Raw genomic sequence first — 14,129 nt, forward strand, 5'->3', positions numbered from 1 at the left:
TATCAAATCTATGAGCAGCGCTGCAAACGTTCCCAGAGTGAGAAGCCGTCCCTGTCCTTAATCGAAATCTCTGATCGGCTTCAACCCGGCGAAGCTTAATATTCCAAGAACCGACAGCAGCAGTCCGATGATCAGCAGCGTTGGAGCCGGGCCGTAAAGATCTGCTGCAAAGGCAGACAGGGCCAGCCCCGCTGGCGGCAGGACACTGGTCAGGGAGCCCAGAATGCCAAAGGCACGACCGAGCATATCCGGCTGAACCCGCAGGCGAAGCAGGATTTGCACCAGCAGCGTTGCAAAGGCGAACATGAACCCCGCCGCAAAGATAAGGAGCACGGAAAAGACCAGACTGCGGCTAAAGGTCATCAGCACGAACACGGGACCCAGTGAGAAAATGCCCGCAAAGATCAGCCAGCCGCGCCGACGAAGCCGTTGATCCAGCGTCAGAATGAGAAAAGATCCCGTCAGGTAGCCTACCGGAAAGGCGGCTTCAATCAGGCCAAAGCCCGCTGGATTCACCTTCCACACTTTAACGGCTACAACCTGAATGAGCATGAGACAGGAGGTAAAGAACAGCATCAGGGACGGAGACAAAATCATGACAGCCCGCGCGGCAGCATCGTTTTTCATGAATTGAAGACCGCTCCACATCTCGCTGAGCAGCTTTTTGCGCGGTGGATGGCTCTTACAGTTCAAGGACTCCTGTACCGGGTCTGGCGGAGCAGCAAGCTCCTCTCCCTCTCCCGCCCTTATGCCCTGACGCTCCCTTGCTGCGATATAGGCTCCTGCCTGTGAGATCAGCATGGCTGACAAAAGGAAGGTAAAGCTGTCCACCCAGATCGCAGCCACGCCTCCGAACCACGTAATGACAACACCACCCAGTGCCAGGCCGCTGACACGCGCAATGTTCTCCATAATGTTGACCAGGCTCGTAGAGCGCTGGATCTGGTCCTGCCCGGCAAACCGAACGAGAGAGGTCTGCATTGAGGGAGAATGAAAAAGCCCGGATACCGCTGTCATTCCAACAAGAATCAGTACCGCAAAGGTAAGCTGCGGCGCCAGCCCGATCACCAGGGCAATGCCTGCCGTGCACAAGGCTCGCAGCAGATCTGCTGCTGTCATCAGCCGAATCCGGTTACTCCGGTCCGACACGGTTCCTGCTACCACCCCGAATAAAAGCGAGCTTAGCATGTAGATGCCCATCACCAATGACATCATCCTGGCACTGCCTGTCGTTTCCAGAATCCACAGACTCAGCGCAATCGACTGAAATCCATTGCCAAACACACTCAGAGAATAGCCGGACAAAAGCAGCAAAAAGGGCCGGTTATGCCATAGTGAGGCACTGCTTGCAGACGACCGCACGGCGCTTTCTGCTCCCGGCTGTTTCCACTCAGCTTGCATATGAGTTCCCCCTTTCCGACTTAATCGTTTAAGCTTAAGCGCTAAAGCAAGCCGAAGCGCGTCGGCTTCGGCTCCTTACTTTAAGTCAAAGAAATCGTTATATATTGCTTGAAGGGCTGCTTTTCCGCGTGTCCGTCCGTGACCGTCTCCTCCGCCATACTCCCGCTCTGGATGTAATGCTTGATCAGTTCCAGAGCAGCCGCAAGATGAGGCTGACCCGTCTCCATCTGCAGGGTCTTCACATCAGGCGGAAGCAGCTGTGGATAGCCGCTTGTACACATAACCGTAAGCTCCAATTGCAGCTCCCGGCTCAAGCCCAGCAGAGGCAGTGCCGCAAATTCGTTGATTACGACGCCTTGATGACCTTGAAACCGCTCCAGAAAGCGTGGCAGCTCCTTCTCATTCTCGGTATCCAGCACAAAAATATGATCTCGCTGAAAGCCAGAAGCAGAAATCATCTCCTGGTTCAGCTCTTCATTCACCCGTGTACCCATAATCAGGAAGCCACCTCCTGCTGCCTCTCCGACCTGCTCTCTCCACCGTTGAAAGGCAGCGGGGTAATCCAGAACCACCTTGTGGAACAAAGGGTCCTCGATGATGCTGTCAAGCAGAACGACGGGGACACCGCGATGAAAGTGAACCGAGATGTCTGGAAAGACCTCTTTTTTCACATCGACCAGCAGCACGCCGTCAATCTCACGCTGCTGGATAATATCAAGCTTCGGCTGATCGGCGTCTACACCCATCACGAGCAAATGATATCCTTCTGCCTTGCACAGGGCTTCCATCCGCTCGCACAGCGCTCCATAATATAACTGTTTCCACTGGCTGTCATTGTCGCTGCGGCTGTAGAGCAGAGCGAGCATGCCTGATTTACCTTTCACCAGCGACCTGGCTGTAAGGCTGGGAACATAATGAAGCCGCGAAGCAATTTCCTGCACCCGCTGCCTCGTTTCTTCTGATATACTTTGTCCCGGGGCTTTATTGAGGATATAACTAACTGTAGCAACCGACACCCCGGCTTCCCGGGCAATATCCTTCATTGTAAATTTTCTCATTGGTAAGCATGCACCTCTACGGACGCCATCCTTTCACGCTGCATTCCAGCCTCATATCATGGTCCCATGTAATACGGCGGAAGGGCAGCTCTTCTCCTGCAGGTCCCGCTTCATGATACCCAAGATCCGTGTGAATCCGGAAGCGGACTCCCATACCCTTGGGCAGCTTGAATGTGCCGCCGAATACGCCGGCCGAGATTCGAGGAACCGCCAGCTTCCCGATCCATATCATATCCTTCGCCGGCGTTCCTGGCGGAACCTTAATCGACAGTTCAACCTGCACCCGCTCCCGGGCGTCATGGCTGTATCGTTTATCCCGCTTTGGCAGGCCCGTACGAGCCCATGGAGGCTCACCCTCACTCTCACAAGCTGGCGTACCAAATAGATAAAGCAACGGCAAATGCACCCGCTCAGCCCAATCCTGCTCTGTATGGGCGGCATACGGCCACTCCCGGTACACCAGATCGTGATCCTGCTGAAACCCGAGCTCCACCAGCTCATCAGCGACGGAACGTACATGCCGAACCAGAATGTTATCCTCAATGCCTCCGATATCCATCCATATGTTCACGTTTGGCCGGTGCTCATAGCGATTGTAGAAGCGCGTCTCCTCCAGCGTATTCAGCTCCAGGCGGTAAAAATACGGTGATAGAATGCCCAGCTTGGAAAATACATCCGGATTGCGAAAGCCCAGATGGTAGGTGACCAGCCCTCCCATAGAAGAGCCCATGAGCGCGGTATTGTCTCTGTCCGAAAGCGTGCGATACCTGGCGTCTATAAAAGGCTTCAGCTCCTGAATCAGGAACTGCTCGTAGCGCTCGCCCTCACAGTGAATATCCGGGGCCCCCGGAATCCTTCCGCCCTGCAGCGGAAAGCTGTATTCGTGACTCCGGGCCTCTCCCCGGTTATCGATCCCGACGATCAGAATTTCCTGCAGCCGCCCTTCGGCAATAAGGCGGTCTGTCGTGTCATGCATGTGCCAGGAAGTGCCGGACATCGGATTGGGATCGAACAAGCCCTGTCCGTCATGCATATATAGCACTGGATACCGAAGTTCCTCCCCTTCGCAATAGCTTGGGGGAAGATACACGCGGATGCTCCGCGAATGTCCCAGGACGGACGATTCAAAGTCAGGAATAATCTCCAGCCGATGATCCAAAAATGCTGCTTTGCTCATGCTCCCACTCCTCTACTTGAAAATGAAGGCGTCTGGGCTCACACGTATTGAATTCCCGGTAGCTGTCCGCCTTTTCATGAACGCCAAAGCCTTTCGAAATTTTCACCTGAAAATAAAGGTCCCGCGGCAGCAAATAGCGGCCATGATAAAGCCCCTCTCCGCCTCTCGGAATTTCAAAACCGCAGTGAATGGAATCATCCCTTATGGTAGAAGGCGGCACGGTCACGGTCACTTCCACTTCGACGAGCTCGGTGTGCCCAGCAGCAATCTCAACTGAAAAGGACTCCGTAATGCCTCCATAGTGGATCCGTACCTGCGCTGCTCCCTGCTGAAGCGGGATGACCGCCCCGTCGCTCTTTACTTCCAGCATTTCCGGCGGCTCGGCCTGGTATCGCGCATGCAGCAGCGTCATCTGAAATCCGCTGGTATACTGTGCCTTCGGATGAAGATGAAAGCCTTTCTCCTCAAGGACAATCTCCTTCCGTCCCGGAAGCTCCAGCGAAACCGGCTGTCCCAGGTCACCAAAGAAATAGAGCAGCGGGCAAGCTGCACGCTGCCGCCATGCACTCTGGGTGTGCGCCGCCGCCTCATCCACCAGAAACATCAGATCCTTCCCGGGCTGAAAGCCAAGCTCAATCAGCTCATCAGCGAACTGACGAACCTGACTCACCATGAACGTTCCCTCCACTCCCCCGATATCCAGCCAGACCGACACCGGCGGCTTCTCCTCATATCGGCGATACATATTCATTTGGCTGACAGGGGGCTTCCCGCCAGCCTCCCCCTGTTCATTCACGAGGGTGTGCACGAGAAACGGAGACATCAGTCCGATCTTTCCGAATCGATCCGGCCGGTGAAAGCCAATGTGATAAGAGACGAGCGCTCCTGCGGAGGACCCCAGCAGGGCGGTATGCTCCGGTCCCGTGCGTGTGCGGAAATCCCGGTCGATCCGCGGCATGACTTCAGAGATCAGAAACTCCTCATAGGCCTCTCCCTTGCACTCAGCATGGAAGATGTCCTTGACGCCCGGGTTATCATGAAAATACTCCGACACACGCTGATGGGTCACTGAGGATACCGCAACGATGATGATCTCCTCCATGACTCCTAGAGAGATCAACCCCTCCGCCGTGAGGTGTAGATCCCAGGAATCTCCACGCTCATCCCCAGCAAACATATGCTGTCCGTCATGGACATACAAGACAGGATAATGGCGGCCGTCCTCCTTCTCATAAGAAGGAGGCAGATATACAAAAATATCCCGGCTGTTATGAAGGCTTGCTGAGTACATATCTTTCAACGTGATGATGGGCATAAAACACACTCCACTCTCATTATACTGGGGTCCAAGTCGACTTAAACGTTTAAGTCACTATTTATTTGCAGTTTAGCCGCCCGCAAAGCTTCTGTCAAGGATAGGTTTGGCTTCCATATAAAAAGACAGCCCTCTTTCTTTGAAAGGGCTGTCTTGCCATGTATTTATCGAAAACAGCTATGATCTTATCCCCGAAGCGACTGGAACCAGTCAACCCCGTACATGGATGCCAGCGTAAATATAAGACTCCACAGCGCCAGGCTTATCGTCATCCATATTAATGCCAGGTGCTTCTTGGCCCCGAACACAATCGCGATGAATATCGCAATATGCGAGCCGATCAGCAGCGGACCCAGCAAGGACAAGCCCGGCAGGCCGTACTTGTTCCAGAGTGCAATTGCTCGATCACTTTTCTTGTTTGGTTTACCCAGAGCCTCTTTCTTCGCCGCTCTCCATTGCCGTATTTTGTCGAAAAACATCACCAATCCATACACCGTGGCCAAATTCCCGAGAAAAGCCATCGTCCCGGTCAACACCGGATTCAAGCCGGCTAAAATGCCGAGCGGGATCACTGCAGCAATCTCGATCCAGGGTACCGCCCCCATAAGAAACACAAGTATGTATTGCCAAGCCTCACCAAAAAAATCCAAGCTTCGTTCCCCCCTTCATGCTGTCTTTATTGTAACCGGAGCCCGCCGTTAATTCCAAGGCAGAATCTAAATAACCGCCGCCCCTCAAAGGGGACAGGCGGTTATAAATACTCCAGCGTGTTTTACAAGTTAGAAGCTTGCAGCTGCCTTCTTCGCGCGCGCTACGCCATCAGCAACCAGGGCTTCTGCCTGATCCGGCATTTGGTTGTGGCCTTCCACGACGATAAGCTCGAAGTTATGAACTCCGAAAAAGGACATCATGTTCCGCATATAATTCAAAGACATTTCACTGGCCGCAGCCGGACCTTCGGAGTACATGCCACCACGGGCATTGATCAGTGCCACCTTCTTGTCCGGGATCAGGCCGACCGGACCAGTCTCGGTATATTTGAAGGTCTTGCCCGCTTGTGTAATGTAGTCCATATAGGTGTGCAGTACCGCAGGAATACTCAGGTTCCACAGCGGAAAACCGAAGACCACCTTGTCTGCAGCCAAAAATTGATTGATATATTTATCGGATACAGCGACGGCTGCCTGCTCACCCGGTGTCAGCTCCATGCCCTGGGCTGCTTTATAATTTCCGTTGATCATGTCGGAATTCAAATATGGCAGCTCTTCCTGAAACAGGTCAAGCTCGATGATCTCATCCTCGCTATGGGTTGCTTTGTAGCTCTCCAGAAACGCTTCGTACAGCTTCACACTCACCGCTGCATCTCCGCGGTCATTGGCTTTAACAAATAATACAGTACTCATGGAATTCCCTCCGCCTTCTCTATTTGTATTAACTTTTAGTAAGCAACTTTCAACTTTATTGTAATCAGGAATGGCTGTCCATGCATCGGCTAAAAGGCTGATTTATGGCTTGCGTCTTTCCCTGAAGGTCTTAGGACTATACCTAGGTCTATGCTGCGCGAGATAATATTAGAGAATCGCCCCTCTAAACATATATTATTCCTGCCGGGATTGAACGGCATACAGCGCAGCCTGTGTCCGGTCCGTGACGTGCAGCTTGGCGAGGATGCTGCTGACATGACTTTTCACGGTTTTTTCGGCGATAGTCAGCTCGGCTGCAATCTCTTTATTACTCATGCCTCTGGCGACCAGCATCAGCACCTCTCTTTCCCGCCGTGTCAGCACCTCCCCCTGAAGGGGCATCCATGTCTGCGGCGGAGCAGGCTGCGGCTGACTGGTCTGCACCAGCGCTGCTGCGATGTCCGGATGAAGCTGGATCATGCCTTTATAGGCACTGCGGATGGCTTCTGCCAGCTGATCCGGCTCGACATCCTTCAGAATATACCCTGCTGCCCCCGCCTGAAGCGCCGGTACGATATGACTTCGGTCCGAGAAGCTCGTCAGCATCAGGATACGGACCTTACGGTCGCGCTCCAGGATGCGGCGGGTAGCCTCAATACCATCCATGACAGGCATGTTCAGATCCATCAGGATCACATCGGGATTCAGCTCAGCTGCCTGCTCTACCGCCTCCTGGCCGTTCGAGACTTCTCCGACCAGCTCAAAATCCGGCTGCAGCGCAAGATAAAATGCAATGCCTCTGCGTACAATCTGATGGTCGTCCACTAGCAAAATGTTAATCTTATTCACTGCTGCACCTCATTTTAGGTTTCCTCTTCATCCATTTGCCGGGGATGGGAGCGGAATACGGGCGGTAATATGTGTAGCCGCGGCAGGTCCGTGTTCGATGGACAGGCTGCCTCCCAGCCGCTGTGCCCGCTCCCGCATGGATGTCAGCCCCATTGTCATCCGCCCCTTCAGGGTGTCCACTTGGAAGCCAACTCCATGGTCGACAACCTCCAGGACTGCTTCCTGGCCTGACTTGGTCAGCGTTATCCATGCGGCCTTGGTTCCGGCATGCTTGCTGACATTATTCAGCGCTTCCTGACCGATCCGCCACAGCGCCTCTTCCACCTGACGCGGCAGTTCCCGAACGCCCAGCGCCTGCTCGTGAACCTGCAGTCCTACATGCTGGCCATACTGCTTCAACGCAGGCAGCAGACCGTGCTCCAGCCCGGCCGGCCGCAGCTGCCATATTAAGGATCGCATCTCCTTCAGCGTATCACTAGCGAGGCGGCTGATCTCGGACAGAGGCTGCTTCATTTGCGCACTTGCTTCTGATGCCTGCGATTCTATACCGCGTGCCATGAAGCTGATTGAGAACAGCTTCTGCACAACAGAATCATGTAAATCCAGTGCCATCCGGTTCCGTTCCTCCAGCCTTGCCAGATCCCGCTGCCGGGCGTCTCCGCGAAGATTGTCCACACACAGCGCGAAATGGCTGCCCAGCGAGTACAGAAAATCCTCATGGCTGCCACTAAGCTCCCGTCCTGGGTTACTGCTGACAAACAGCACTCCAATCAGTCCGCCCTGATGCAGCAGCGGAATCGCAGCCGCCGCCCCGTAACGCACCTGCTCCCCTTGAGAACCATTCCGGTGCTCTGAGCACTTTTCGTCGCTTCTCAGCACCAGCCGCTTTTCCCGGAAGGCGGCTCCAACGGGGCCTGCTTCATCCTGACTCAGGCTGCGCGCTTCCTCCCTGACGTGTCCGTTCACGTAGCTGGCGCGGAGAGACAACCGCAGATCATCCTCTATAAAAAGCGATACCTGCTGCCACCCGAAGGTTTCTCCAATGCACTGGACAGCCTTGGCCGGCAATCTCTGCATATCCTGCAGTCCGTTCAGCTGCTGAATGACATGGTTCAGCTTCGCATACAGCCCCGCCCGGGTTTCTTGTGCCTGATAGAGACGAATGCGCTTGATGGCCGTTCCGATCTGATAAGCGACGGCTTGCAGCAGCTCCAACTCCTCCACTGTAAACCGTTCACGCCCGGCTTCTGCGACATTCAACAGCCCAAAGGCATCTCCACCGGCCCGCAGCGGCACCGTTGCATGGTGAGAGATCCCTTGTGTATCACCCAGCTGGTTGGAAACTGCATAGGCAATGCGGGAGCATTCAATAATGTTGACCGCCTGCTTCAGCGTACCTTGACGGAAGCCCTCCATGCACCCGCATTCGCGCCCTCTCATCGCCGCCTGGCCGTTAGCATCCAAGGCTTCCGGCAACTGACAGAAGGCTCGACCGGCGTCCGCTCCCGGTTCATCCATAATAAAAATCCAGCCCGCGGAAAACCGGGTAACCTCCAGCAGCTTGTGAAGCACCTGATCCAGCATCGGCTTCATCTCGTTCATGCTGTTCAGTATTTCTGCAATTTCCTTTAGAGCGACAAGCTCATACTGCCGAGCCTCTCTTGTCATGCCGGCGGTCCCTCCCATACCGAAAATCCTCATTGGTTCAAAGCTTGCCTGTCGAGGTCCAAGATGCCGTGATTATAGCTGATCCTCCACCCGGAAGCAATGTCAAGACAGCGAAAAAAACCGGCAGGGACCCTCAGGCCCTGCCGGCAGATTAAACCGAACTGCATTATTTACTCAGAACAAACTGAGCAATGTTCTTGCTGTGGTCGCCAATCCGCTCCAGATTGGTCAGGAGATCCAGATAGATCGTGCCGGTTCCGCCGGAGCAGAGGTTCTGATTCAGGCGCTTGATATGATTCTGGCGGTATTCAGCCTCCAGCTCATCCAGCCGGCCTTCCAGGACCAGCACCTCATTCGCCGCATCTACATCATGATGCTCCAGCGCCGTCAGTGCTTGGGATACTGCCTGATCCGCCACCTCCATCATGGTCCGAAGCTCGTTCTCCGCATCCGCAGATAGATCCAGCTTATTGCTGAACCGGAACTCCGCAAGCTCCACTACATTCTCGGCATGATCGCCAATCCGCTCCAGATCACTTACGGTCTGGAACCAACCCGTAGCGCTCTCGGATTCACCTGGCGACAAGCCAATCTGATGGATTTTCATAATATAGTCCGTGATCTTGCGGTTCAGCTCATTGACCAGCTCCTCCTTCTGGAAGGAAGCCTCCGCCAATTTACTGTCCTTGCTAAAGAAGAAGCCGGTCGCATCCTTGAAAGACTCATGTGCATAGCGTCCCATGCGCACAATTTCGTGCTGAGCTTGTCCGAGCGCCATCGCCGGGGTTGCCAGCAACCGGTCGTCCAGATAGATCGCCTTGAATTGAATTTCCTCCATCTTGCCCGGAATGCTCTTCGTCACGAGCCACGCCAGCACAGGAATCAACGGCAGGAAGATCAGTGTATTCGTAAAGTTAAACAAGCCATGCGCGTACGCAATCTGCATCCGGATGTTCACATCCTCGCCCAACCACAGGACGAGCTTCTCCACCGGAACCAGCAGCAGCGTAAAGATAATCGTACCCATCACGTTAAAAATGACGTGCACAAGCGCTGTCCGTTTGGCAGCCACCGAAGCGCCGATCGAAGCCAGCACCGCCGTAATCGTCGTTCCGATGTTATCCCCGAACAGAATTGGCAGCGCACCGCGCAGGCTGACCATACCCTCGTCTGCAATGGTCTGCAGGATCCCGATGGTCGCACTGGAGCTCTGGACAATCATCGTGAACACGGTGCCAACTAGAACGCCCAGGATCGGCTGATCGGCCAGGTCGACCATAAAGCCTGTAAAGGCCTCCAGCTCACGCAGGGGCTTCAGTCCGCCGCCCATCGTCGAAAGACCCAGAAACAGTGTACCGAAGCCGAAAATGATCTGACCGATATACTGATAGCTTTTTTTGCTGATGAAGAACAGGAAGAAAGCACCCACCGCGATAATCGGGAGAGCGTACTCTTCAATCTTGACCCCGACGATGAAGGCAGTCAGCGTGGTACCGATATTGGCACCCATGACGACCCCGATGGCTTGTCTCATCGTCATCAAGCCCGCATTCACGAGGCCGATCGCCATAACGGTCGTACCGGTTGACGTCTGGATCAGGATCGTGACGAAAATACCGACCAGCACGCCGAGAATCGGATTAGAGGTGTACCGCTCCAGAATGCCGCGCATTTTGTCGCCTGCCGACTTTTGGAGTCCATCCGACATATATTTAATGCCGAAGAGGAAAATACCCAGCCCTCCAACAAATTTAAACAAAATCTCCTGCCAATCCAAAATAGATCCCCCTCTAGTTGTGTGGTTACATACCATACTTAATTTAGCACATTGTAAAGGGAATATAAATTACTAATTATATTTTTGTAAAGTCAGGATGTACTTTCGTTCTAAGAGCTTGTGAAAAAACATCCTGCCTTACTATGGATCAAGATTTGGGATCATATACACGCCAATCAGGAATGTAGGGCAGGGCTTGATTCTTTGAGAAACGACAGCGCTTCTTCATAGCTGTTCCAATGCGACTCCGTGCTGTGCTGTGACTGCCTGGCCGAGCGGTTCAGCTGCATCTTGGTGATGACCCCGTCCACGATGACAGCAGCCCGCTGCATGCCAAATTTCAGCAGCTCCTTCTGGTGCTCCACCAGCTTCGCCTGAGACTCCGGGATGAATGCCTTCACCTTCCGCATATCGACTAGTACGTCAAAGGTCCCACCCAGCTGCAGCGCAAATCGCTCAATCTGAGATGTAATATGATCAAAATCCTCGGGCTGTGCTTGTTGTTCCCACACAATCTCGATAATTCTGTGGTCCTGGTCCAAAATTTTTGTAGATGACATCTGCATCGCTCCCGTTCTGATTTGTATGATGTATGTATAATGTTTGTCAATTGTTATTATACGCTATCCAGATTGCATTCGACAAGTTTCGGTATTAAAAAAGAGGACAAGGCGATTTCTCTGTTATCAAGAAACATGATGCTCTGGTGTAATCTCAAAACACTCGAAAGTTCCGATCTTTAATCATTGCTGTTTCGGGCATAGAAAAAACCGCCAAGCACTCGGAATCCCTTGTGTTTAGCGGCTTTATTTCATATGGAGCCTAGGGGGATCGAACCCCTGACCTCATCGCTGCCAAGGTTCATTAAACCGTTATTGCTGGTTATCACAAAGTATTGGATGCCTTGCCCTGTCTGGGTTTTTGCCAGTTTGCATTATCTCTGGTTATCGGTAAATTCAGGTCATTATCGGCATTTTGTTACCGGTTTGTTACCGTAATAATGCTATTCCAAATCATCATTACTATCGATACTTTTCGTCTGTGTATGATCAATAATTTCTCTAATAAATTCATCCAATGCACTCTCATTGTCCAAACCCACTTGTACATCCCCTATATCTTTCGTGGTATAATTCCAGTTGGAGATAACTTCTGGATCATCACTTTTTGGTGTGGGGTTTGCATCAAATAATTTAATGACATCTGAATATCCAAATGCTTCACCAACTACTATTGCGTATTGTTTTTCTAACCCGGGAATAATGCTTAACAGATTCTGATTGTTTGTACTTAAAATCTTATTAATAACATCGAAATCTCTCTTATTCGTAATCCTGTGCACTATAAAGGAATTACATTGAGATACTACTGTTGTAGACAATTCAGACGGTCTTTGACTTGAAATAATTAAACTAATACCAAATTTCCGTCCTTCTCTTGCCAGTCGCTCAATATAAAAACTGCCAAGTTTGTATTCCTCCGCGTCATCCTCATTTATATAGCGATGAGCCTCTTCAAAAAGAATTAGAACATGATTTTTCTTTTGATTGTCTCTGTTCTTTATTGACCACTCATAAATTAGCTTACTGAATAAAAACATGACAATATCTAGCTCATCTTTATTAAAATCGGCTTGAATTAATATAACTTCGTCATCACTTTGTAAGATTTCTTCAACAGTATTTAAATCAGTCTCTATCATAGAAATTAAATCTTCGTCTTCAATTAATCTTTCTATTCTGTTTATCATTGTTGCATTCCAGCCGTACCATTGTGAGAAACTAAAGGTTTTGTTTCTCTCGTTGTCTGCACCTTTTACTGCTTGGTCCATTAAGTATTTTTTTATTTCAGTTGGGACATCCGACAATTTGAATTTCTTACCGTCGTTTTCTCTTACCCGTAGTTGTTTTATCGAAGCCTTAAGAACAGGAGCTTGCACACCTTGACTCGCACCTAAAAATTTATAGTATTCAGAAAAATTAAGGTGGTAATGCGGTAGTTTAAGTTCGTTTTTTGTTATAATCCTTACTTTGAATTCTTCTCTTGAAAAAGCTCGGTCATACTCACTATTAGAGTCGAAAATAATAATTTTTGGACTTATCTCACTCTTGCTACCATCTATATTTTTGTATATTCTCCGCTTAATCCCTTGAATTATCGAGGCAAGTGTACAGGTCTTTCCTGTACCAGTATTACCGAATACACCTAGATGCTTCCCGAATAAAATATCTGGGTTAGCTGAGATCGAAATGTTAGGGTCATTAAAACTTTTACCTACCTCAATTCTCCACTTTGATCCAATATCCAAAACTGCTTTTTGTATTCGTTCATTTACTGCATAGACTTCACTACCAATAATTGGATAGTGGTTAATTCCAGAATCGAATTTTTTCAAATAATCATCATGAATTCCGATTAAATCGGCTTCTATTAAAAAGCGATCTGATGCATTAATAAAGATAGAGTTTTGGTCAAACATATTTCTGTCAAAAATTTTAGTTATCCTTCCAACAACCTTTTTCCCACTAGGCAAAACTGAAAACAACAGTTTATTTATAGACACGGCAAAGTCTCCACTTCCCATAAAAAGAGAAATCTTATTTGCAATGTCTTTCTCGGTAATCTCTATTAAGACATGTATTCCTTCGATTTTGACAATCTTACCAAATACTTTTTCATTATTTAACATGAGAGTGATCGCCCTTTAAATTCTTATAGGTATTAAACAAGACAGCATCAAAATTAGTATCATCAGCATAAGGGATTAAATACTTGACTATATACTCAAAATTTCCAAGTACAGAGCCAGAGAACATGATTATTCTTGAATCTTCTCTACTTCTTTCAAATAAGCGTTTCTGGTACTCTGATATATATGGACTATCTTCATCAAGATAAGAAAATACAATCATATTAAAACTGGGATTTGTGAGGGCATTTGTAATAATGTCATTTACATGCTCGTCTAAAAAACTGTATCCCATAATAATCAATGTAGAACTAGGTTTGTTAACAAACTCAATAAACTGTCTGAACATTTCACTATATGGTAAATCCAATGAATGCTTCTTTTTACTTTGAACTGGATAAATAATACATTCAGGTAAGATGGTCTTCATTTCCCCATTTTCAGCAAAATCATACTGTTGCTCAGTAATTCCATATGGTGGTTTGGAATCGTCAAACTTCCAGGATAATGACCCATGAAGCTTAAATAAATTCATACTTTTAGTTTGTGAGAGTCTGTAAAATAGATTGTGTAAACTCCCAAAACTATTAAAATGAAACATAGTAGAAAGGTTGGGAGCACACATGGGACTTTGGGATAAACAACAGTTGCGCGCCTTCATTAAAGAGAATAATCTGGTGACCGCGCAGGATGCACAAAACGCCTTGAAAGATCTGTTTGCAGAAACACTTCAGGAAATGCTGGAGGCCGAAATGGACCAGCATTTGGGTTACGAGAAGCATGTCGTGAAGA

12 protein-coding genes and 1 pseudogene are annotated in these 14,129 nt (G+C 50.0%); 1 reads left to right on the plus strand and 12 read right to left on the minus strand.

The window, feature by feature from the left end; translation table 11 throughout:
- Positions 1 to 57: 57 nt before the first annotated feature.
- From ACH6EH_RS15775 to ACH6EH_RS15830, 12 genes are all read right to left on the minus strand, one after another.
- Entirely contained in the window at positions 58 to 1,401 is a 1,344-nt protein-coding gene (locus tag ACH6EH_RS15775) for an MFS transporter (protein ID WP_397333014.1), read from the minus strand.
- 80 nt (positions 1,402 to 1,481) lie between these two features.
- The gene (locus ACH6EH_RS15780) at positions 1,482 to 2,459 is read right to left on the minus strand and encodes a LacI family DNA-binding transcriptional regulator (protein WP_397333015.1); all 978 of its coding nucleotides are present in this window, start codon (positions 2,457 to 2,459) and stop codon (positions 1,482 to 1,484) included.
- Between the two features lie 16 nt (positions 2,460 to 2,475).
- Positions 2,476 to 3,636, minus strand: a complete 1,161-nt coding sequence (locus ACH6EH_RS15785; protein ID WP_397333016.1) for an alpha/beta hydrolase — start codon at positions 3,634 to 3,636, stop codon at positions 2,476 to 2,478.
- Positions 3,590 to 4,927 carry an alpha/beta hydrolase gene (locus tag ACH6EH_RS15790; protein ID WP_397333030.1) on the minus strand — a complete coding sequence of 446 codons (1,338 nt, stop codon included), beginning with the start codon at positions 4,925 to 4,927 and terminating at the stop codon, positions 3,590 to 3,592. The genes ACH6EH_RS15785 and ACH6EH_RS15790 overlap by 47 nt, the downstream gene beginning before the upstream one ends.
- 209 nt (positions 4,928 to 5,136) lie before the next feature.
- The gene (locus ACH6EH_RS15795; protein WP_397333017.1) at positions 5,137 to 5,601 is read right to left on the minus strand and encodes a small multi-drug export protein; all 465 of its coding nucleotides are present in this window, start codon (positions 5,599 to 5,601) and stop codon (positions 5,137 to 5,139) included.
- A 129-nt stretch (positions 5,602 to 5,730) separates the two neighbouring features.
- Complete coding sequence (locus ACH6EH_RS15800; protein WP_397333018.1) at positions 5,731 to 6,354, minus strand: FMN-dependent NADH-azoreductase; 624 nt, start codon at positions 6,352 to 6,354, stop codon at positions 5,731 to 5,733.
- Positions 6,355 to 6,549: 195 nt separating this feature from the next.
- Entirely contained in the window at positions 6,550 to 7,203 is a 654-nt protein-coding gene (locus tag ACH6EH_RS15805) for a response regulator (protein ID WP_397333019.1), read from the minus strand.
- Between the two features lie 27 nt (positions 7,204 to 7,230).
- The gene (locus ACH6EH_RS15810; protein ID WP_397333020.1) at positions 7,231 to 8,871 is read right to left on the minus strand and encodes a GAF domain-containing sensor histidine kinase; all 1,641 of its coding nucleotides are present in this window, start codon (positions 8,869 to 8,871) and stop codon (positions 7,231 to 7,233) included.
- A 166-nt stretch (positions 8,872 to 9,037) separates the two neighbouring features.
- Entirely contained in the window at positions 9,038 to 10,648 is a 1,611-nt protein-coding gene (locus ACH6EH_RS15815; protein WP_397333021.1) for a Na/Pi cotransporter family protein, read from the minus strand.
- A gap of 176 nt (positions 10,649 to 10,824) precedes the next feature.
- Entirely contained in the window at positions 10,825 to 11,208 is a 384-nt protein-coding gene (locus ACH6EH_RS15820) for a hypothetical protein (protein WP_397333022.1), read from the minus strand.
- A gap of 443 nt (positions 11,209 to 11,651) precedes the next feature.
- Positions 11,652 to 13,337 carry an ATP-binding protein gene (locus ACH6EH_RS15825; protein WP_397333023.1) on the minus strand — a complete coding sequence of 562 codons (1,686 nt, stop codon included), beginning with the start codon at positions 13,335 to 13,337 and terminating at the stop codon, positions 11,652 to 11,654.
- Entirely contained in the window at positions 13,327 to 13,998 is a 672-nt protein-coding gene (locus tag ACH6EH_RS15830) for an SIR2 family protein (RefSeq protein WP_397333024.1), read from the minus strand. Before ACH6EH_RS15830 ends, ACH6EH_RS15825 begins: the two co-directional genes overlap by 11 nt.
- Here ACH6EH_RS15830 and ACH6EH_RS15835 point away from each other — a divergent pair.
- Positions 13,961 to 14,129: pseudogene (locus ACH6EH_RS15835) on the plus strand (IS256 family transposase); the annotation flags it as partial. The gene ACH6EH_RS15830 and the pseudogene ACH6EH_RS15835 sit on opposite strands and share 38 nt — an antisense overlap.

The sequence above is a fragment of the Paenibacillus sp. JSM ZJ436 genome (genome assembly GCF_044383795.1).
Taxonomy (GTDB): Bacteria; Bacillota; Bacilli; order Paenibacillales; family Paenibacillaceae; genus Paenibacillus_AQ; species Paenibacillus_AQ algicola.

What these genes read in the sequence shown, in the direction of transcription:
- ACH6EH_RS15800 (WP_397333018.1), bottom strand. Translation starts at nt 6,354, where the DNA reads ATGAGTACTGTATTATTTGTTAAAGCCAATGACCGCGGAGATGCAGCG.
- ACH6EH_RS15785 (WP_397333016.1), bottom strand. Translation starts at nt 3,636, where the DNA reads ATGAGCAAAGCAGCATTTTTGGATCATCGGCTGGAGATTATTCCTGAC.
- ACH6EH_RS15810 (WP_397333020.1), bottom strand. Translation starts at nt 8,871, where the DNA reads ATGACAAGAGAGGCTCGGCAGTATGAGCTTGTCGCTCTAAAGGAAATT.
- ACH6EH_RS15820 (WP_397333022.1), bottom strand. Translation starts at nt 11,208, where the DNA reads ATGTCATCTACAAAAATTTTGGACCAGGACCACAGAATTATCGAGATT.
- ACH6EH_RS15780 (WP_397333015.1), bottom strand. Translation starts at nt 2,459, where the DNA reads ATGAGAAAATTTACAATGAAGGATATTGCCCGGGAAGCCGGGGTGTCG.
- ACH6EH_RS15775 (WP_397333014.1), bottom strand. Translation starts at nt 1,401, where the DNA reads ATGCAAGCTGAGTGGAAACAGCCGGGAGCAGAAAGCGCCGTGCGGTCG.
- ACH6EH_RS15825 (WP_397333023.1), bottom strand. Translation starts at nt 13,337, where the DNA reads ATGTTAAATAATGAAAAAGTATTTGGTAAGATTGTCAAAATCGAAGGA.
- ACH6EH_RS15790 (WP_397333030.1), bottom strand. Translation starts at nt 4,927, where the DNA reads ATGTACTCAGCAAGCCTTCATAACAGCCGGGATATTTTTGTATATCTG.
- ACH6EH_RS15830 (WP_397333024.1), bottom strand. Translation starts at nt 13,998, where the DNA reads ATGAAGGCGCGCAACTGTTGTTTATCCCAAAGTCCCATGTGTGCTCCC.